Source organism: Gimesia algae (assembly GCF_007746795.1).
GTDB lineage: Bacteria > Planctomycetota > Planctomycetia > Planctomycetales > Planctomycetaceae > Gimesia > Gimesia algae.
In genome coordinates this window covers 4,060,123-4,080,873 of record NZ_CP036343.1, presented here as the reverse complement: position 1 = coordinate 4,080,873, position 20,751 = coordinate 4,060,123, and the positions used below count along the sequence as shown (strand labels likewise).

Annotated in this window: 17 protein-coding genes and 1 tRNA gene; 13 read left to right on the top strand and 5 right to left on the bottom strand. The window is 51.1% G+C overall.

Going from position 1 to position 20,751, the window contains the following annotated elements:
• Positions 1-10: 10 nt before the first annotated feature.
• The 3 genes from Pan161_RS15050 to Pan161_RS15040 form a co-directional block, all read right to left on the bottom strand.
• Positions 11-1,456: a sensor histidine kinase gene (locus Pan161_RS15050; RefSeq protein WP_145228372.1), complete on the bottom strand. Its 1,446-nt coding sequence runs from the start codon at positions 1,454-1,456 to the stop codon at positions 11-13.
• A gap of 74 nt (positions 1,457-1,530) precedes the next feature.
• A complete protein-coding gene (locus Pan161_RS15045) occupies positions 1,531-3,357 on the bottom strand; it encodes an aldehyde dehydrogenase family protein (protein WP_145228370.1) in 1,827 nt (608 codons plus the stop codon).
• A 7-nt stretch (positions 3,358-3,364) separates the two neighbouring features.
• A complete protein-coding gene (locus Pan161_RS15040; protein WP_145228368.1) occupies positions 3,365-3,760 on the bottom strand; it encodes a hypothetical protein in 396 nt (131 codons plus the stop codon).
• Between the two features lie 107 nt (positions 3,761-3,867).
• Between Pan161_RS15040 and Pan161_RS15035 the strand changes: the two genes are divergently transcribed.
• From Pan161_RS15035 to Pan161_RS15015, 5 genes are all read left to right on the top strand, one after another.
• On the top strand, positions 3,868-4,170 hold the full coding sequence (locus Pan161_RS15035; protein WP_145228366.1) for a hypothetical protein: 303 nt from the start codon (positions 3,868-3,870) through the stop codon (positions 4,168-4,170).
• A gap of 679 nt (positions 4,171-4,849) precedes the next feature.
• Positions 4,850-5,164 (top strand): hypothetical protein, encoded by a 315-nt coding sequence (locus tag Pan161_RS15030; protein ID WP_145228364.1) that lies wholly within the window; start codon positions 4,850-4,852, stop codon positions 5,162-5,164.
• Positions 5,165-5,401: 237 nt separating this feature from the next.
• Entirely contained in the window at positions 5,402-7,087 is a 1,686-nt protein-coding gene (locus Pan161_RS15025) for a hypothetical protein (protein WP_145228362.1), read from the top strand.
• Between the two features lie 159 nt (positions 7,088-7,246).
• Positions 7,247-8,098: a hypothetical protein gene (locus tag Pan161_RS15020; RefSeq protein ID WP_145228360.1), complete on the top strand. Its 852-nt coding sequence runs from the start codon at positions 7,247-7,249 to the stop codon at positions 8,096-8,098.
• Positions 8,095-9,855: a type IV secretory system conjugative DNA transfer family protein gene (locus tag Pan161_RS15015; protein WP_145228358.1), complete on the top strand. Its 1,761-nt coding sequence runs from the start codon at positions 8,095-8,097 to the stop codon at positions 9,853-9,855. The genes Pan161_RS15020 and Pan161_RS15015 overlap by 4 nt, the downstream gene beginning before the upstream one ends.
• Here Pan161_RS15015 and Pan161_RS15010 read toward each other — a convergent pair.
• A complete protein-coding gene (locus Pan161_RS15010; protein WP_145228356.1) occupies positions 9,792-10,205 on the bottom strand; it encodes a hypothetical protein in 414 nt (137 codons plus the stop codon). The genes Pan161_RS15015 and Pan161_RS15010 overlap by 64 nt on opposite strands.
• 1,257 nt (positions 10,206-11,462) lie before the next feature.
• Between Pan161_RS15010 and Pan161_RS15005 the strand changes: the two genes are divergently transcribed.
• The 6 genes from Pan161_RS15005 to Pan161_RS14980 all read left to right on the top strand — a co-directional run bounded on the left by Pan161_RS15005 (position 11,463) and on the right by Pan161_RS14980 (position 15,930).
• On the top strand, positions 11,463-12,338 hold the full coding sequence (locus tag Pan161_RS15005) for a replication-relaxation family protein (protein ID WP_197995309.1): 876 nt from the start codon (positions 11,463-11,465) through the stop codon (positions 12,336-12,338).
• On the top strand, positions 12,335-12,757 hold the full coding sequence (locus Pan161_RS15000) for a hypothetical protein (RefSeq protein WP_145228354.1): 423 nt from the start codon (positions 12,335-12,337) through the stop codon (positions 12,755-12,757). Before Pan161_RS15005 ends, Pan161_RS15000 begins: the two co-directional genes overlap by 4 nt.
• 291 nt (positions 12,758-13,048) lie before the next feature.
• Entirely contained in the window at positions 13,049-13,255 is a 207-nt protein-coding gene (locus tag Pan161_RS14995) for a hypothetical protein (RefSeq protein ID WP_145228352.1), read from the top strand.
• 713 nt (positions 13,256-13,968) lie between these two features.
• The gene (locus Pan161_RS14990; RefSeq protein ID WP_145228350.1) at positions 13,969-14,244 is read left to right on the top strand and encodes a hypothetical protein; all 276 of its coding nucleotides are present in this window, start codon (positions 13,969-13,971) and stop codon (positions 14,242-14,244) included.
• Between the two features lie 87 nt (positions 14,245-14,331).
• The gene (locus Pan161_RS14985; RefSeq protein WP_197995308.1) at positions 14,332-14,607 is read left to right on the top strand and encodes a helix-turn-helix domain-containing protein; all 276 of its coding nucleotides are present in this window, start codon (positions 14,332-14,334) and stop codon (positions 14,605-14,607) included.
• Between the two features lie 261 nt (positions 14,608-14,868).
• Positions 14,869-15,930 (top strand): site-specific integrase, encoded by a 1,062-nt coding sequence (locus tag Pan161_RS14980; RefSeq protein ID WP_197995307.1) that lies wholly within the window; start codon positions 14,869-14,871, stop codon positions 15,928-15,930.
• A 131-nt stretch (positions 15,931-16,061) separates the two neighbouring features.
• Here Pan161_RS14980 and Pan161_RS14975 read toward each other — a convergent pair.
• Positions 16,062-16,146 (bottom strand) — tRNA-Leu (locus Pan161_RS14975).
• Between the two features lie 296 nt (positions 16,147-16,442).
• On the opposite strand from Pan161_RS14975, the gene Pan161_RS14970 reads away from it, so the two are divergent.
• On the top strand, positions 16,443-19,628 hold the full coding sequence (locus tag Pan161_RS14970) for a YCF48-related protein (protein ID WP_145228346.1): 3,186 nt from the start codon (positions 16,443-16,445) through the stop codon (positions 19,626-19,628).
• Positions 19,629-19,779: 151 nt separating this feature from the next.
• A complete protein-coding gene (locus Pan161_RS14965; RefSeq protein WP_145228344.1) occupies positions 19,780-20,742 on the top strand; it encodes a hypothetical protein in 963 nt (320 codons plus the stop codon).
• Positions 20,743-20,751 lie beyond the last annotated feature (9 nt).

Sequence of the window (20,751 nt, the reverse complement as noted above, 5' to 3'; positions counted from 1 at the left end):
GAGCATAGTATCAGAGCGGCAAGTCCACATAGAAGGTGGTGCCTTGGCCTTCGGTGCTCTCGAAACGAATCTTCCCGCCCTGTTGCTCAATCGCCCCTTTGGCCACGTAGAGGCCGAACCCGTTCCCCTCGACTTTCTCGACATTGCTGGCACGCACGAGCTTGCCGAACAGTTTGGTCTGATCTTGCTTGGGGATCCCGATGCCGGTGTCCTGCACCCGGCAGTGCAATGTTCCGTCCGTGACTGTCACGGTCAGATCGACGGTGCCTCCTTGCGGCGTATACTTCACCGCGTTGCTCAACAGGTTTTCAATGGTCATGTGCGTGAGGCGGCGATCGAGTTTCGCGGACGGTAATCTCGCGGGTAACGACACGTTCAACGTCACTCCCTTTTCATCGGCCCGCTGTTGGATCGGGGGGATGATATAGGCAAACAGTTCCTGGAGATTCTGCTCTGTTTTTTCCATTTGCAGGCGGCCGAGTTCGATCCGCGATACATCCAGCAGCAACGTGGCAACGTCCAGCAGCGACCGCACGGTCCCGCCTGACGTTTGCAGCACTGCTTTGGCTGCCGCCGGAATCTGCCCGTATTCCCCCTGGATGACCTCTTCCAGTGACCAGCGCACCGACGAGATCGGTGTCACCAGCTGATGGCTCACAATCCCAATCAACTCATCTTTCTCACGGTCCAGTTGCTGCAGAAACTTGACCCGCGCATGCCAGATGGCGATCAGCAGACCGGCCAGACAGACCAACATCAGGATCAGAAAGACGACGAATATCGTAAACGGATAGAGGGTTTGACGTGTGATTGTGAAGAAATCATCGGCCTTCATATCCACGGCCAGTACAGCGACTGTCTCGCCATCCTCGTTGCGGATCGGCTCATAACCGGTCAGCACCCGCCCCCACGCATCCTCGTACAAGTCCTCGTTTGTCAGGCCTCCCTCAAATGCCAGAAACGCTTCGGCGGGCGGATCGGGATACTCTTGTCCGGGCCATTGTAAATAGTCGGCATCGTCCGGTTCGATCAGGCCGTCTCCGTTATTATCGACATCGTTGGTGGGATCGTCGTCGTAGTTGGCGTAGGGATTGAGTGACCCGGCATCGGTGACAAATTCCAACTGACGGGGATCGTCTCGATTCCGTCGGAAGAGGTAGATGTAAACGATATCGCTGTTACGATCACGGGCTGCCTGCAGACGTTTGACCAGACGCGCCCACTCGGGCTTTTGCCAGTCACCTTCCACCTGCAGCGCTTCCACTTCGGCGACATCGATGTTTGCCGCCTGCGTGGTGACAATGGCGAGCAGCCGCTCGCGCAGGTTATCCGTGAGCAGGTTGACGGTGTGATTGTAGAGCAAGGTCGTTACCATAACCGTGACCAGCACGGCGAGCGTGGCCACGCCGACACCAACGGCGGTCGGATTAGAGATTTTGGTGTGGGCGTCTTTCAACCATAATAGTATAGCAGATTTTCGGCATCCCGCCAAATGCCGGAATCACGAGGGCGCGTGCCCCTGGACACAGGCTAGACATCCAGCAACAGGCAGACGTGATCACGGTCCACATCCAGCAAAAAGGGGGCCAGACGAGGTCCCCGATCGGTTCCGAGCAGCAATTGATACAGGTCGACAAACAATGCCGCCTGTTGTTTCCTCACCTGCCTGCCGGAGAGGCCGGATGATTTCGGCAGGGCGTACAGCCATGCGGTCAAGGCATCGGCCTCCAGATCCGGGTGCTCCTTTAGCAGACTCCGTAAGGCCCGGATCCGGTCGCGGGCCACGGGCCGCAGACCGGCGATCTGCTCCACGTTCGGTTTTCCGAGCAGTTGGTAGAGGAACTGCGGTGGGACGTGTGCATAACGCCGCGCACAAGGGAGTGCTTCTCCATCCACGTAGCAGAACTCCTTGGATGCTGTGCTCTGACTGCCGGGCAGTTCTCTCTTCAGTCGCAGCAGCTTGCTCACGTCGCGGGTCTTGCGTTCCGTCGCGGTTTGCCACAACCGCAAGCGACGCTCACGGCCATCCGGTGTAAGCAGCGGTTGCACAACGTGCTCATAAATATCCCGTTGGGGCAGGGTTGGTTTGCAAATGAGTCGACCATTCAGGCTCAGACTGGAGGCTCCCGGGCCGTAACCACCGTAGGGCTGCGTGCCGCGTTCCACGCCCGGAGCGTGCAGGTGCGTGTTCCGCAAGATCGTGGTCTCATCATAGAGCACGACACCATTCACGGGTTGACCGCTCAACTGCTCTACGTAGTCACTCTCCCCGTAGACCGTCACATACATCGCATTTTGGGCGTAGTGGGCATGTTCAAAGTACCGGTCCAGGTCTGAGTCCCGGTCGTACTGCTGGACCATGATGAGCGGCGCAAATAATTCGCGGAAGTTGCCGCCGGCCACGAGAGGTCGTTCGATGATCGTCGGCTCTACAATGACAGTCTGTGTTCGGATCGTGCCCGGTGTCGCGGGATCGATCCAGTCGTGATTCCGGGCCAGTAGCTCTTGAATACGGACGAGGTCACCAACATCTCTGATCGGTCCCACGCGGTTCGTTCGATCATGGTAGGGGCCAACACCCACTATGGATAATTCTTTTCGCAGTTCCATCATGAACGCGTTATAGATCGCTTCATGCACGAGGATCGCGTTGGGAGCGGCACAGTCCTGGCCCTGGTTGTACAGACAGAGTGCAAGGGTTGCTTCAATTGCCGCCGCAATATCGGCTTTCGGTGTGACCACAAGGGGATTGTGCCCCGCTCCATTGCTGATGAAAAGTGTACTTTGGGGGAAGACCAGTCGTAACTGGTGGGCGTGCTGCGGTGTGCCGGTAAAAATCACAGCATCACTGACGGGCAGGCTCTCCTGGGAATCCGGATCCACCAGCAGAGCCGAGCGCTCCTGCAGGAAGGGGAGTCGCTCTTGCACGGAAACAATCACGTTTGGAAAGAATTCCGTCAACTGCAACACCTCGAGCAGGGCCGGAAAGAATTGCCGCATGGCGTGCGGAATGCGGAAATGGACCTCACTGGCCATTAACGCTGGGATGAGCACAAAGCACGTTAGCGCGTAAAGCGGTTGATTCTTCGGCAGAAACGATGTGACCGCTCCGATGCGAAGCGTAAAATATTCGGCGTTCTCAGGCAGGCTCCGCAACAGATCAAGTGTGCGATCCATTTCATCGGTGAAGACTTCATAGGTCTCGTATCGCGAGAGGATCTCGTGTAACGCCGTTTTGTGCGCTTCAAGATGCTCGGCAAACTTCCAGGCGTAAGCTTCCACGTCCGCGAAGCTGATGGCCGTCAGGGGAGCAAATGTGTCCTCGCCGTTTCCGGACGCTGGGGGAGTAGCAGGCATACGGAGACTAGGGATGCACCTTGGGGAAAAAGAGCATGAGCACGATCCCCGCAATGGCCAGAGCCATTCCACAGTATTGCCATACCGAAAGTCTGTCCCACTCTCCAAAGAACACCAGTCCGATCCCCATTGAGGTAACCACCAGCAGTGAATTCACGACTCCCGACGTGACGGCCAGACCCACATGCCGGGTGACAAGTCCGAAGCAGAAAAATACCAGCGGGCCGAGCAGGAGGAGTAGAAACAGGTAGACCGACAGCTCAGTCGGGTTGCGTGCCCAGAGCGTGCTGACTGCATCCGCCAGAGCGGCGATGGCGACCGCGCCGATCATTGCGAGCCATGAGAGGAACGTCATATCGCGGAAACCATAGCACGCTTCCGCCAGCGGAAGCAAAACACACACGCTCGTTTTTGTGCTCCGGCATTTGGGCATCGAGGGATGTCAGGCGGCAGATGTATTTCCATTTGCAGGGAGGGAATGTCGAAAGCACTGGCAACATAGCCGAACGGTTGCGACGGCAACGTAGTACCTGCGGTCTCCACGTTGCCGTCGCCACACCACCGATTCGGCTCATGCGTTGCGTACTTTCTAATTCATTCTCCCCTCCCTACATCATGGTACTTTTATCCAATCCCACTGGTCACAAGAGTATGCCCTACTGGGCATACGAAGATGCTCACCCGGAGCACCAGAAACTCATCCTTGAGCAACAGCGCAAGGAGAGTTGCCATGCCAAGATGTCAGACGAAGAACTCATCCAAATGTTTGAGGATGAGGGCTTCATCTTTGATGACATTGGCCTGCAAGCGTAGAGAGTAGCTCCAGGGGCACGCGTTGCCCCTGTCTGCTGTTCTCCACCTAGAGAAGGCAACACGTGATCCTGTTTGTTAATGACATACGATTGACTAGCCAGCTACAATGAGATTGGTGAGTTTGATTTTGCGTGGCTTCATCATGCAAACGGAACGGAAAGGGGGCCGTTCGCCTGGGGTTTAGTTCAACGAGAATTCTATTAATCTGGTGTGCGTTTTTTGGCTTCAGAAAGCGAAGTTGTTTCTGGGAATCTGTTATTTTCACCGATGGAGGCTGAGTTCTGGAATTAATGTCAAATGGTCTTGATGTCTGGTTTGGTAGCCGAACTTTACTGTTAACCGTGATTGTTGTCCGTCTCTGCACGTTTGAGTGCCATTTGACAAATTTCTATTGCGTATCATTGTACGACTCCCCTCCCTGCGAACCTTAATCTATTTTACTGGCGACAATTCCCGTTTGGGAATCGAAAGCGACTCTGGCCTGAATTCAGGTTTATTGTAGCGTCTACAGAACTGTTTGGTCCTTGTATCATCGCTTTGAAGCCGCTATGTTTAGATTGGATGTGCTATAGTATCATCACAGCGTTACGCATGACAAATACAATCGTCGATTCCAGTCAACGAGTTTCCCCGATTGCAGACCTTGCTGGTAGTCAAACTTCGACAGCAACAATCTTAGATGCCTCCCCTGCTGATTTTTACCGGCCAATCGGGTAAGGATTACCCCTTCATGGTATTGCCGTTAGATGGCAAGCTGCCTCACTCAGCGGGCGTGTATGTGCTGACGCATACCACGTCCGACCAAGAGGGACAAATCCTACATCATCCCTTGCGAGTCGGCAGTTCTGCTGATCTTTCGCAGCTGCTTGCTGAACCCGGGATCCAAGAATTGCGAAACGAGAAAGCGAACAGGGTTTGCATCAGGATCGAAGAAATCACCGAGCAACAATCTCAGATCGAACAGGATTTAAAAGCGAAATACGGGCCTCAATAAGCCGTTTGGTGTTGGAATCGTTTTTCCACAATTCACTACATTTGACCAGACCAGGGTTGAATTTCTCAAATGATGACTCAATACTAAACACAGACAATAAGTGCTGTTTTGAACATTAATCATAGTGAACTAATTCCACGGTCTCGACTTCAAAGAGACTGGATCTAGCTGATTATCCAAGAGTCTGTCAATACTCGACTTAATGATCTCGCTTAGTCCCAGAAAGGAAATGTTCTCATGCAAGCATTATTATTGATTTCGTCACTTCTGGCTGTTCCGGACCTGACACAAAGTGATTGGACTTCCGTGGATGGGAAGCACTTTCTGGCCTTTCGCCCCATGGCTTCCAAAGACCGGGGTGTTGTCTGGTATTTTAAAACGCATGACTCAGCCGATCGTTTTAACCCCGCTGCATTTTCTGGGAAGTATACGCTTTCCCGACCTGATCGACTCCGAATCAGTTTCACGCGTTGTTTTAAACCGATGGTAGGACCTGCGCGCACTTTGTGGTGGTGTCGAGATTATTCGTATCTTGACAACCCAACCACCATTGATGCCTTATACTCCATCCAACTGGAACTCGATACATCTTCGGAAGGATTTGTGGCGACAGCGGTCTCGGGGAACTGGATTAATGGGGAAGGAAAATTCGTCACAGGCGACTCAGACTATCTTAAAAGTGTGAATACACATCTTTCTGTGGGGAAGATTCTCGACATGCAACCAGCGGTCAAGCTTTCCAATATGCTGCAGAGCCTCGTCAAAACCTCACCTCCGGGTTTTGTCTCTCGAGATCAATGGAAACAAGTCGCGGCCCGGTTCCCCAAGAAGGTGTTGAATGCCGACTATTTTCGGAACGACTTTTATGGGTGGAGCTACGACACAAGCAGGTACACTCCTGAAAGTCCCAAATACTGCGTGTTTGCTCTACACTCGGGAGGTCAATGGGACTCAGGGACCGCCTGGTTGTTGTCTGCGTTTGGGAATTCCAAGGGAGTCACCAAATATCGTGCCGTCAAGGGGACGTATACTTTTTATTCAAATAAGTATCAGGACCAGGATGTGCAAATGCTCTGTCTTGTGGGAAGCCGTGTTTACAAGGGAGTGCTTGCGGGAAGTCGTATCAAATGGAACCTTGATACGTTTGAAGAGAAAGCTGCCCTCAATCTGGAGATTCCTTTGGAAGATCACCAAGTTCCCGAATACATCACCATGTATGTGGAATCCCTCGATTATGTAAATTCATGGGGAAAGAAGATTGCAAAATATGATTCGGCAGGACTCTTTAGTTTACCTCAACGCACTTACCCTTGGTCTCTAGGTGACCATGACTCGGCCGACACATTCAGTTTGCATCACGGTCAGGTCTATGCTGGCCCCGGTGAGTTGAAAGCTCTGGAACAACGCTATCTGAGTCAATTAAAAAATACACCCCCTCCCGGATTTCAATTTCGGCCGACTGTCATTAAACGGATGGCAGCTAAAATTCCCGTTAACGGCCAGAATGGAAATGATACTGGCAGCAAGAATCCGGCCGCCTTCCATTGGGACCAGGCCAAAAACTACGATCAAAACAAAGAATATGAAAAAGCAGCGGCTGAGTATAACAAAGTGATTAAGCTGTCATCGAGTTATGCACCAGCTTACAACTCTCTGGCATGGCTGCGTGCCACTTGCCCGGTGGCCTCGTCGCGCAATGGTTCGGAAGCAGTCACTTTGGCGAAGAAGGCCTGTGAACTGACGAAATATGAAAAAGCTTACATACTGGATACGTTAGCTGCCGCTTATGCGGAGACCGGTGATTTCAGTTCTGCCATCAAATGGCAGAAGAAAGCGGTCGAACTGGCTTCTGAAACACTAAAGCCACAACTGTTACAGAATTTAGTCCATTTTTATGAGAAAAAGCCGATTCGAGAACCCTAGTGCTTTGTCAAGCTTGGAATTGAGGGCTGGGAGTGTTGTTTACGTGCTCCGTTGTCGCACTCCCGTGGTCTCGATCACCCCAAAATTCAAAAATGACACTCCACTAGTCTGGATAAGTTTTTTTTAAAGGACTGTTTTCTGAATGAAACTTGGTGAAGCATGTCGTCTCTCATGGAACTCATTGAACAAGGTGAAACGCTGCCTCTGATTTTCATCGTCGCCGTGTTGTATTATGTAGGGCAGGTGGCGATCGCCCATAATCTGCAACTCAAAAAATGGGGTTTCAGGCTCTCTTTACTTACGCTGACAGCTTATGTGCTTTTTGAGGCCTCCTGGAACGGAATTTACGATACCACGACATTGCTGGCAATTGTGTTACGCGGTTTGATACTGGCCGGGATGGCACTGGGCATGAGTTGGATTGCACTTTCAGCACTGGATTTACTCTTCGCTCCTTTAGGTCGATTGAATCGATCATGGCAAACCGCTGTCACGCGATGGCAATACAACAGAGGACAGAAACAAAGGGAGCGAGAAGAGAAAGAGCGTAGACGGCAGGAACAGGATGAATGGGAACGCACGGCTCCCGAACGAGAGCGGCAACAACAGGAACAGCAGCAGGCGGAAGCACAACGGAACGCCGAACAGCTCCAGCGTGAAGAAATCCGTTTGAGTTGTCAACTCTTGTACGACCAGCATGCCCCGGCATTGCTGACACGTTTTCCCCGTGAACGGTTGGCAGAATACTTTGAACAATATCTGTCCGACGGTTTCCCAATCGAAATCGTGGAACAGCGTGGAAAACTGCTCGAAGAGATGATTGCGTCCTCACTAGAACAAACGACGGGCAACAAACAGAAGTTCGCCAGCCTGAATGAGATTGCGGAATATTTTCAGGAACAGAAACAAGAGATCGATTCACTCAATTACGATGACCAAACCAGACAGTCCTTCCTCAGTTCTCTCAATTTACAGGAAGACCGTGCGATCAGGGAGTTTTTATCATCATGAATCCGATTTTTCTTGGCACTGATAACAATACAAATCAAAACATCCATCTCGATCCGGATCAGTTTCGCACGCATTTTCATCTGATTGGTGCCACTGGTTCAGGCAAGTCAACGGCCATCCAGACTTTACTGCGGCCGCTCTTGATGCAGACGCGTTCGGAGATGTCTGCGCTCTTTCTGATTGATCCCATGGGAAATCTGTCGCGGGATTTATTGGGTTGGATGGTCAATGAACGGCTCTGCCCGCAGCATGTGCGAGATCGCCTGGTTTATATCGAGCCCGCCCGAGAAGATATCATCATGCCCTTCAATCCCCTCTCGCATACTTCCGAAGCGAATCGGTATTACCAGACGATGCGTTCGGTCGATATCGTCCTCCGCGCCTGGGCCGCTCAGGATGTTTCGCAGCAACCCCGTTTGTTGCAATGGACGTACAAAGCGTTTTGTGCGGCCGCGATGATGGGACTGCCGATTGCCATGTGTAAATATCTGTTGCATCCCGGCACGCAGGAACATGACGCGATTCTTTCGCATATTCCAGGCGATATTCGCGCGCATTGGGGAGAAATTCTCAGAGCGCGGGGGAATGAGGCTGTCCGGATTCTGGAATCGACGCGCAACCGGCTGGATCCTTTTTTTGAATCAACCAATCTCAGACGGATGTTTGGTTCCACACACAGCCTGTTTGATTGCCAGCGGTTCATTCAGGAACGGAAGATTGTGGTCCTCAATCTTGGCAAGTACGGAAAAATTCCCGGATTTGTGGCCGACACCATCGGAGCCTTAGCCCTCAATGAAATTGTGGAGACCGCCAGCCGACTTTCTACCAAGGAGGGAAAACAGGCCGTTGATCCGACCTATGTTGTGATGGATGAATTTCAGAAATATGTCTCCGTTGATATTGAAGATGCACTGCCGACGGTCAGGCAGATGGGGCTGCGGCTGATTCTGGCACACCAATCGTTCTCACAGTTGGAACGGGAAGACGTGGATTTGACTCAGATGATCTGGCAAGCCCGCAGTCGCCTGATGTTCGCCAACAATGCCAGGGATGCGGACATCATCGCCGATGAACTCACCAAACTGACCTTTGATGCTCAGAAAATCAAAGAAGTTTTAAAAAGTAAAAAACAGTTGATCGTGGGTTACCGCAAAGAGTGGCTCGAAAGTGAATCCCATACCAGCACACATTCTGCCGCCCAGATGGAACAGAATGCGACCGGTTTTAATCAATCCCAAGGTGAGTCCATTCCCCCCGACATGTATCGTCCGACAAAATCGAAAGGTGACGGCAGAACCTCCTCCACTGCGCGAGGGCAGACAAATGCAAACAGTTCGGGGACCACATCAGGTCGCAGTCAGGCGAATGTACCCATCCATGATACATTCGAGGAAATCAGCAATATCACCTATGAAAGTTTCGAGGAGCAGTCTCTGCAATGGGGGAAAGAGATTCGCAGGCTGCAAACGGGGGAAGCATTTGGCATGTTTGCCGGTGATTCCGATGTGCATTTTGTGAACGTCGATCATTTGCCACTGTATGAGTCTCCTCAATTACGGGATGCCGTGGATGCGTTGATTGAACAGAATTTTGAGTCCGAATTCTTTATCTCTGCCGCCGAGGCAGACCGGGAAACAGAACGCTACCGGCAACAATTGCTACAGGGATCACCGCTTTTGTTGCCTCAAGGTGATTATTCCCTCGGTTCGGATGAAACGGTTGTGGAAGCAGATAAATCGTCCGATCCGTTTGGTTGAGTCATTGCGTGTGTCAAATTCGCTGCTTCACACAGTGATAAACCCCCGTGATTTGAAACCTGTTCAAGCAATTGTTGAAATTGCCAGCGTTCGTCTGCTCTGACACCAAACTGAATCAGGTACTGCATGTTGAGTGCGTGTTCCGCCTGTTGACGGGCGATGTGATCGGTGATTTGCTCATTGATGGTTTCCTGCTGTTGCACTGCCGATTCTGCTTGTGAAATTTCCTGCAACCGCAGCTTGGCGTCACCACGCCGGAGTGCGATGCCACAGGCGGAGTGCGCCGAGTGCTGCTCAAACAGTGTCTTGGCGTAGCTGTCGAGCGGACTGCGATCGGGGGTGTTGCGCATGGCCACAGTTTATGGTGAAATCGTTTGTTTTGTCACTTGTGCGTTTACACTGAATGTGGTGTGGTGACAATCGCTTGTGAAAAATATCTACATTGCTTGACGATTCATCCAGTCCAACGGGGTAGGCAGGTCAGCCACAAGGCGCGTGCTCTTAAAACGCTTTTGATTTTCGACTGTTTTAGCACAATGAAAATCGACTCTGAAAACAACTCATTCCGCCGCCGCAGATCGGGCCTGGCTGACCGGTTGTGAAATGGTTTGTTACACACTTGGAAAATCATGTTGAAATATAGTCAGTTCGATGTCTGTTAGTTTCGGTGATTCTCTGCGACCAATTCACAAGCCGCGGGTCCCGGTGGGACTGGTTGAATCTGTGATAGGTCTCATTTACGCCGGTAATGTAGTTTCTGCTACAGCAGGCACAAAACCCGCATTGCGGGGCCGGGAAGGGGGGCCAAAGGGTGTGCCAAGGTATGTCCGGGGCGGGTCATCGAGTCGGACACTTTACTGGTTTCATAACGTATTCCCACCCAGCCGTTTAGGGGTCGCCAGGGTTATGATTTCGTCCCTCATCAAACCCTGGCATTATAGATGCGGGTAGAGTGGTTGCCAGTGTTCGTTTTCTCACACTGGATTGCCCACCATTGGTCGGTCGTTCCACCCCACGATTCCATCTATAATGCCAGGGTTAGCACCCTCGCGACCCATCGCACAACGAAACATTTGAGTGACAATCTATGACAATATTTCATGGGGCTTTCACCTTCGTTCCTATCGCCGGGTGCGATCTCGGTTCGCCTGTCGGCTTACCGAGTCTAAACGGCTCCTCCCTCTTGTCGCTGGAAACCTGTTGAACTTCTCCACAATGGAACTGCTGGCAATTCGAAAATTCCTGTCAGGTCTTTCAAAATGTTCTTGACAATTTCTGTCAGCTGGATACAAATAGAGTACGACCTTTCGAGGTTGCCTCCAGTTGACAGTTTCTCCGTTCCGGCCATCCGGCTGTGAAGAGATTTTGCCTGGTTGTAAATCAAAGCCCCCATGGGGCCATCCTTCGGGATCGTTTTACCGAGCACTCCACCTTTCGGAGTTTCGCTCGGTACTTTTTTTCTGCATAAAATCTCTCCTGAGATTTTCAAAGCAGAGTCAGACTGGCAATTGCCACATAACGAAAAAAACGATCAGTCTCGCGGATGAGAACATGGAAAACCATTCCTCGTTCTCCGCGAACACAAACCCGCCTCGCGGGACGGAGTGATGATGATTGTTACTGAAAATGATATTCAGATTCTGGCATTGCTTGCCCATTATTATGTTCTGACGCGAGAACAAATTCAAAGGCTCTGCGCACCGCATCTGGTTTCAGGTCGTTCACTCCGTCGTCGAATCACAAAACTTCGGCAGGCAGATTATCTCTTCAAGCACCGGGTCCCAGTTGCCTTGCCGGGAACAAATGGAGCAGCACCGGTTTATTACCTCACCAAAAATGGGGCGGAATTACTGGCTTCTTACCACGATGATGGTACCTATCTCGCCACCAATACTCGTAATCCGCGTGCTGATCTGCTGAATCATTGGATTGAAATCAATAACACGCGCATGATGATTGAGCAGGCAATCGCTCAGCAGGAAGAAGTCGTGCTGGAAAATTGGATTAACGAATGGGAAACCGTTAACAAAAGTGATCATGAGAAAGAGCACTTTTATCTACAAACAAAACTAAGCGACAATCCCCCACTCTCCTGTTCTCCCGATGCAGGCTTTGTATTGTCATTGCGGGGTCACAAGAAAGTTTTCTATTTGGAGCAGGATTTAGGGACCAGTTCGCCTAAACAAATCGCGGCCCGTAAAACGAAGGGCTATGCAGAACTGGCAAACCGCAAACTGCATCGCAAACATTTCCCCGAAACCACGCTCGACAACTTTACAATTCTCTTCATCACCCCCACAGCGTACCGCTGTCAAACGATGGCAGAGAGAATCAGGACCAGACCACGTCCTGATTTATGGCTCTGCATCGACCAGCACGATTTGACGCCCGAATCGTTTTTATACGGACAAATTACATGGAATCACAAAGGTGAACGGGGTTCTATTGTGAAACCAGTTTCAACCGAAGTGGTGACTCCATGATATTTTTAGATATTAAGCAGCCACACCAAACCACTGTTGTTGGTGACCTGACTGTTCAGGGACATATATGGTCACAGCAACAGCGTGTGGAATTTTGTGATGACCTTGCTTTTGTGGTAGAGTCATCTCCTTTTAGTTTCGTTCCCCTTTTAACTATGTCAAAAAAATCTGATTCCAACAAGCCCGTAAAGTCATTCCGACTTCGCGGCATCACTGCCTCTATTTTCGAGAACAGTTCCGAAGATGGCAAATCGACCTTCTTTAAGGTAACGCTCCAGCGTTCCTACAAGCAGGGCGATGAATGGAAATCGACTAACAGTTTCGGTCGAGATGATTTACCCCTTGTCAGTTTGCTCACCAAACAGGCATGGGAATTCATTCTCAACATCGAATCCAACGGTCAGAAGGAGGACAAATAATCGACTATCGAAACGGGTTGCCCTGACAACCCGTTTCACTCCGCCAATGGCGGTTTGTCTTTGCATTGCAGGATTCGCTTACATCAAGTGACTTGATATTACTTCCAGCAACCGCAGGTACAAACTGGCACTGCGAAGTCAGGCGTAACTGATGGAGTCTGCCCACTGTGGCAGACCAATCAGCGATCACTGACTGTAATCACACATTTTCGAGACGGACAGACCTTTCCTGTACTGTTCTCAATCATTTTTTTGAAACTCAATCTAACCATTTCGGGAAAGGTCCGAACCATGAACATCAATATCTTAGAGCATCATACGTCTGAAACCTGTACGTGGTGTGAAAAAACCAAAGAGTGCGTTACCGCTGAATTCAATGACGCTTTTATTGGCAAAGCAGCCATGTGCTGGAGTTGTCTTCAGAAAGCAGTCAAAGTCCGTAGCCGTAAAGAGACCAATCCAGCGATTGGCAGTAACGCGAAAGCTACAAACTCATGAAGCCACCATACGTCTTTTTAATTGCACTGCACACAGGGATGCTGGGCTTTGAATTGTAACGGTTTGGTGATTATTGATTCGATCTGCAGCGTGCAAATCGACGAATTTCCGTTCCCCCTTTTCTTATGGATAAGCACATTTCAATAAAGCCTCTCAGAATAATGGTGTTTCTCAGAATACTGTTGAGGTTAATGAAACGGGTCTGCAAATGGTGGACTCGATGTTTACGTCGTCTTAGAAAATTGGTTTATGTCGAGATGTTGAAACCACCGCGTCGATACATTCGCCCTTCCAGCACTCCTGGAGTGGCTTACGATTTGATTGTCAGTGGAATTACGTTAATCCTTGGTATTGCCTATTTTGTGACATGACGAGCAAGGATGCATGGGAGCCGCCCCTGTAGGCTTCCACACTCCCCTCTTTTGGGGAAGCCAGGCGTACCTGATGGAGTCTGCCCACTGTGGTAGACCAATCAGCAATCACTGGCTGTATTTAAGATTCATTCATTGAATCGACCTTTCTGATCTGGATTCCCCCTCTCGGAACATCCAGACGACCTTTTTGATAAATGCCACGATCTCCTTGCGCACTTTGCAAAATCGTGTCATTGTCGCCCACTGTTCGCATTGTGCAAACAGGAAGCGAATTTTACGGGTTGCCTCTCATTCTGAGAAGTAATCCCCAACTGTTCATTCCACAGAAAGGTTGAACCAATGGCGAAAAAAAGTACCAAGAGAAGCAACAACAACCCGCCAGAAAAAGTCTTCCGCATCGGTTTCGTTAGCGCGTCCGTGTTCGGACACGAAATCGAAACCGACGAAGGCCCGATCACAATTCGTAGCGTCAATGTGCAAAAGCGTTACAAGGATGGAGAGGATGTCAAATACACATCATCCTTCAATCTGGCAGAACTGCCACAGGCAGTCCGCGCTCTCCAACTCACACAGGGTTACGTCGAACGTTGTGAGTCGGAAATTCTTCTGGAATGATGTCATGAAAAATTCGTTGACGGACGGTGATTGAAACTTCGATCACCGTCCCACTTTTTTTCAATCTCCCAACACTTGAAAGGCGTAATGATGAACGTGCCAGATATTGCAAATCAACTGGAGCGAATCGAAACACTTCTCGCCGAACTAATCCAACAAAAGTTTCAGAAGGAATGGTACAGCACCGCGGACCTCGCTGAACTCACAGGACGTGCGGAGTTTACAGTTCGCGAATGGTGCCGACTCGGTCGTATCACAGCAGTAAAGGAAGCCTATGGGCGAAAACGTGAATGGCGCATCAGCCATGAAGAAGTGCAACGCATTCTGAATCACGGTCCGAGGCCACTCTTTTCCGGAAATTGAAAGCTGTGTCATTTAATACGGCTGACCTGGACTTCACAATATTTTTCCTGCAAGGTGAGATTATCTCTTATGGCCTCACTTGAGAACCGCACTGGCTATTTCAACGTCGTGTTTCGATTCGGCGGCAAGAAGTATACACGGTCGCTTTGCACTGATGATGAGCAGGAAGCCAATCGATTACTGGCAAATCTTGAGCAGACAGTTCGAGACGTCAAGAGTGGTCGGATTTCCCTGCCACCTGATGCCGATATTCCGACTTTTTTGCTTTCTGATGGAAAACTCACAACTCCACATGTCAGTAACAGCGATTCCATTTCTGAAATTCAGCTTTCTCTCCGCGATCTTTTCAAATCATTTTTTGCTTCATTGCCAGACGATTCCCTGGAAGAATCTACTGTTTCGTTAATAAAAACGCATCGGAATAACTTACTTCGCATACTGGGGGAGAATGTAGTCATCAAAGAAATTGATTTGAACGCGCTTGATGTCTACAGCAAGAAACGTCAGAAAGATAATGGTCGCCGGAAAGGACGAATTAGCGCGAATACAATTAAAAAGGAACTTGTCACATTGCGACGCATACTTCAATGGGGTAAGAAGCGAGGGAAACTTTCCTCCGAGATCCCTGAAATTCGGGATGTGCAACTTCCAAAATCAACCGAACGCCCCTCTTTTCAAACGTTCGATGAAATAACAGTTCAAATTGAACAGGATAATCTGACTCAGGAACAACAAGACAATCTCTGGGAGTGCCTGTATCTGGGAACAGATGAGATTGATCAATTGATTCAACATGTGCGCGAGAAAGCATCTCACACATTTCTTTATCCGATGGTTATCGCGGCAGCTCATACGGGAGCCCGTCGTAGCGAACTCATGCGATCGCAACTGACCGACATTAAGGATGATGTGATCGTGATTCGTGAAAAAAAACGTCGCCGTGGGCAAGAATCAACTCGCAGGGTTCCGATGTCCACACTACTGAAAGAAACTTTTCATGAATGGAAAAGTGAGCATCCCGGTGGAAAATACACGTTTGCCGTAAAAGATACATCGAATCGAAAACAAACTAAAACAGCCCGAGCTATTACACGTGACGAGGCACACAGCAGCTTTAAGAGAGTGTTGAAAGACAGTAAATGGAGTGTTATTCCAGGATGGCATTGTCTGCGGCATTCCTTCATCAGTAATCTCGCATCCCATTCGATCGACCAAAGACTGATCGATGAATTCGTCGGACACACGACTGAAGAAATGCGCCGTCGTTACCGTCATCTCTTTCCCGAAGTGAAACAAGCAGCTATTTGGTCAGTATTTCACTGAAGGCTCCGCCAATTACGGTTTCCAATGTAATTCCAATCTCATTGAAATTCTGTCCGCGATTTGTCCGCGGTAATTCCGTTCATAAAAAAAGGACTCAGAGCGAGATTGCCCTAAGTCCTTTTATCTCAATGTGCCCAAGAGAGGATTCGAACCTCCACGGGGATTACCCCCACTAGCCCCTCAAGCTAGCGCGTCTGCCAATTCCGCCACTTGGGCTCATTTGTGACTCAAATCAGGTGACCTGTACGGATGACTGAAAATGGTCTCAATGAAGAGGATTTCCCAGTATAACAATCCGGGGAGGGCCATCAAGGGAAGTGGATGGCAATCTGGGGATGAAATGACCGGGATTTCAGGAAAATGCTCCTGCAATGCGTTTAAACTTCCCCTCCCTTAAAATCTGCATTTTTTGTAAACTGTACAGCCCCGAATTCAAGAGCAACGGAGGCCCGGCTGTGGAACTGACCTGGTCTGCTGCTCTGTGACGCGTTTTATTCGAACAAGGATGTCCGATGCTGTTTCAAACCCGAAAGAACGAAAAACTCCCCGTGCACTGTCTGCTGTGGGGATTGCTCTTCCTGTTGGGCTGCTGTTTGAATCTGCCGTCCCTGTCTGCTGACACACGATCCCCGTCTGCAGGTTCGCCTCTGCTGGACGATGCCAACCTGCATGCCGTCCAGTTTCTGGGTAAGAATACCGGCTGGGCCGTGGGTGACCGGGGGGTAATTCGCAAAACGGAGGATGGGGGCCGTACCTGGCAGTTTGTGGCGAGTCCCGTCGCTTGCCCTTTGAAGAGCATCTGTTTTCTGACGAACCAGATTGGCTGGATTGCGGGCGGAGGCACCGCTGAGTACGGGCATCTGAATCAGGGCGTGCTGCTGTTCACAAAAGATGGAGGTCAGACGTGGCAGGAACTGGTACAGCAACGCCTACCCCGACTGCATTACGTGCGTTTTTTCGGGATGAATGAAGGCGTGGTGATTGGCGACAGTTCGGTGCAGCATGCGACGGGCGTTTTTAAAACCACAGATGGCGGACAGACCTGGCAGGATGTGACCGGATACGAATCAGCCGGCTTTCGCAGTGCCGCGTTTTTTGATGTTAATACAGGACTTGTGGCCGGTTCCCAGGGACGAATGACGCTCGTTGGTGGCGGAACCGTTTTGCCTCCACGATTTCCGCCACAGGGATTACGCGGCCTGCAGGATGTCCAGGTTCCCATGACAGGAGCCGGCTGGATGGTCGGCGATGGAGCGCTGTTGAGAAAAACAGAGAACCGGGGGATTGTGTGGGAGATGCCGGAAACGGCGCTGCCCGATCAACTGAAAGATTTTACGGATTTCAAAACGGTCGAAGTGCGCGGCGAACGGATCTGGGTCGCCGGTGATCCGGGTTCGGTGGTCTGGCATTCGGATGATCGTGGCAGAACGTGGCGGCAGCAGTGGACCAATCAGAGTGCGCCGCTGGCTTCGATTGATTTTGTGGATGATCAGCATGGTTATGCTGTGGGTGCGCTGGGAACGATTCTTGCGACAGACGATGGCGGGCGGACTTGGCGTTCGAATCATGCGGATCCCCGTCGTGTGGCGTTCATGTGTGTGCATGCACAACCGCAACAGGTTTCGTTTGATCTGTTGAGTAAATATGCCGGCGATCAAGGGTATCGCAGTCTGGTGGTGTTGCCGATCCGTCGCGATCTAGGTTCGGAGGGACAAAAGAATTCAGATCTGGATTTGCGACTGAATGAAGCAGTAACCAGTGTGGGGGGCGCTGTGGGAAGTATGGATTGGCGTTTTCCGGTACAGATTCCCGAACTGGAACAGAACGCGGATCGCCTGATTGAGGAATGGAATCGACATACAGAAGGGCGGCTGGCATCGGTCACGTTGAGTCGCTTCGTCGCACAACTACGAACGTGGCGACCGGAAGTATTGATTCTGGATCAGCCGGTGGGAAAGGATGCGGCTTCGACTTTGATGAAAGATGCAATGCTGCAGGCCGTGCGATATGCCGCCGATCCGACGCGTTACATTGAGCATCGCGAACAGGCGGGGCTGGGGCCGTGGAAGGTCAAGAAAGTTTATCTGCGACTGCCTGAGGGGAGTTCGGGGAATGTGTCTGTGGAGGCGGACGAATATCTGCCACGACTGGGAACGACGGCTTCAACAGTGTCGGCGACCGGGAAACAGATTCTCGGAAAAGAACTGAGTTCTAATGCCGCCCGCAGTGTCTATCGTCTGGTTGACGTTGATCAGGGTGAGCAGTCTGCGGTGACCGGGGGTAGCCTGTTTGCCGGCATTGGTCTGGCGCCGGGTTCGGATGCCCGCCGGATGCTGAATGAAATCAATGCCGACGATGAAGAACGCAATCGTAAGCTGGCAGAGCGTCAGCGGAATATCAGAGCGATGGCGGCGAAGCTGATTGATGACCCGCTGTTTTCTGCACAGCTGATGTCACATTTGAAAACGATTACCCGGGGGCTCTCCCGTCGACAGGCGGCGTTGCAGTTGGAGCAACTGGCACAACAATATGTGACCAGTTATGATCTGGTGAAAGCAGAGGCTACCTACCAGGAACTTGTGGAACAGTTTCCGCAAGAACCGGAAGCAGTGCGGGGAATGCTGTGGCTGTTCCAGCTCTGGTCAAGTGAAGAAATCGCGTGGCAGCGCAATCGCGGTGTGCCTGTGGAGCGGACGCGATCGACGAGCAACCCCACGCAGGCAGCAAGTCCGGTAAGGAATGCGTTTCAGTTTTCAGAGCAACTGCCTTCTCCGTCGCTGGAGACAGTGAGACAGGTGGGGCAGATTAATACCGGGGCTCCCGAGAACTGGAGTACGCAGACTGCGGAGAACTGGAAGAAGCAGGCGCTGTCTGCCGTCCGCTGGTTCCAGAAGTATGCACCGGCGTTTTTTGAAACACCCGAAGTACAGATTCCGCTGGCATCGTTGTATCGGCTGATTGGTTCGCATGGTAAAGCGGATGATATTTTTCATAACTTTCACAAGCCGGAAGCGAATGAATCGTGGAGGAACATAGCCAAAGCGGAGAACTGGTTGCTGCATCCGGCGGATACGCCGCCACGACCTGTGTATTTGTGTCGCTTTACGAAAACGCGACCTGTCCTGGATGGTCTGTTGTCTGATGAATGCTGGCAAGCCGCTGAGGAATTGACGCTGTCAGAAAAGCCAGTCGCCGGGATGGAGAATCAAGCGGGGGCCGGCGTCGATCCATTGGACCGGGCTTTTGTGCTGTTGTCCTACGACAATGAAAACCTTTACATCGCGGCCAGTATTCCGATCAAGGCGGGTCTGGATTATCCGGCGGCGCCGGATACCGGGCGCAGGTATGATGCCGATCTGAAGCTGCAGGATCGACTGTCTCTGGCGTTTGATATCGACCGGGATTACACCACGTTTTACCAGATGGAAATCGATCATCGGGGCTGGACCAGTGACCGCTGCTGGATTGACCGAAGCTGGAATCCGCGATGGTATGTGGCCCGGGAAAAGGATCAGCAGAGCTGGCGGACGGAGATTGCGATTCCCCTGTCTGAGCTGGCACCTTCGACTCGTTTGAAACGCAGTACGTGGGGGCTTTCGGTCGTGCGGATTCTGCCTGCGATGGGACTGGAGGGCTGGAATCATCCACTGACGGTCGAACCACGGCCCGATACGTTTGGTCTGATCCGTTTTGAGTAGACGACTGGCAAACCACAATCGATGATGATTTCGTTTTTGGCGACTGGTCAATGTTTCGCTGACAAAGTGAATGACCTATCATGTCTCAAAGATGATTTTCAGCAGAGACGTGTGCTCTGCAAGACTTTCCTTGAGCAGACTGTGGTTGAAAATGGGATTTATCGTTGGTATGGACGAAGCTGGCTACGGTCCCAATCTGGGTCCACTGGTCATCACTGCCAGCTTATGGAAAGTACCCGGTGATCCGCGTCAGTTTGATTTCTGGCCGGCGCTCGAATCGGTCGTTTCGCAAAAGAAGCCGCGGAAGAATTCCAAACATCTGCATGTAGCCGATTCCAAACAGGTACACTCCGCGAGCGCGGGGCTGGAGCCATTGGAACGTTCGACGCTGCCGTTTCTACAGTTGCGCAGTCAGACGGAACGACTGGATTCACTGGGAGAATTATGGCGGGTGTTGATTGCGGGGCCCGATCATCTGGAGGAAATCCAAGGGGAACCCTGGAGTGGAGAGCGCCGCTTTGAACTGCCTTCAGTCGTCGACGCGGAAGCGGTTGAGGAGTCTCGAAAAAGTCTGCAGCAGGCGCTGGAGTCTGCCAGCATTGAACTGCGGGGGATCTGCTCGGAAATTGTGTTGCCCGCACGATTCAATGCTTTGTGCCGGGAGTATGGCAGTAAAGGGGTGTTGCTGACGCGGCTGTGTATGAATCTGCTGACGCGGGTCTGGGACCGTGAGACATCTGAGCCGACGTTGATCATTGGTGATAAACATGGCGGGCGGAATCGTTATGATGAATTTCTGGACGAGATTCTGGACGGGGAAATGATCTTTCGCGTGGAAGAATCAACGCAGAAGAGCGTGTATAAGATTGGCAATACGGAAGTTCGTTTTCAGACGAGAGCGGAGGAACATTTTCCGGTGGCCGTGTCTTCGATGGTCTGTAAATACACACGGGAAGTGATGATGGAGCAGTTCAATCAATACTGGTGTCAGCACGTGGACAATCTGAAGCCGACGAAGGGGTATCCCGTCGATGCGCGTCGCTTCAAAAGTGAGATTGCAGTGGCACAGGAGCAGCTGGAAATTTCAGACCAGATTCTGTGGCGCGGACAGTAAAACGAAGCG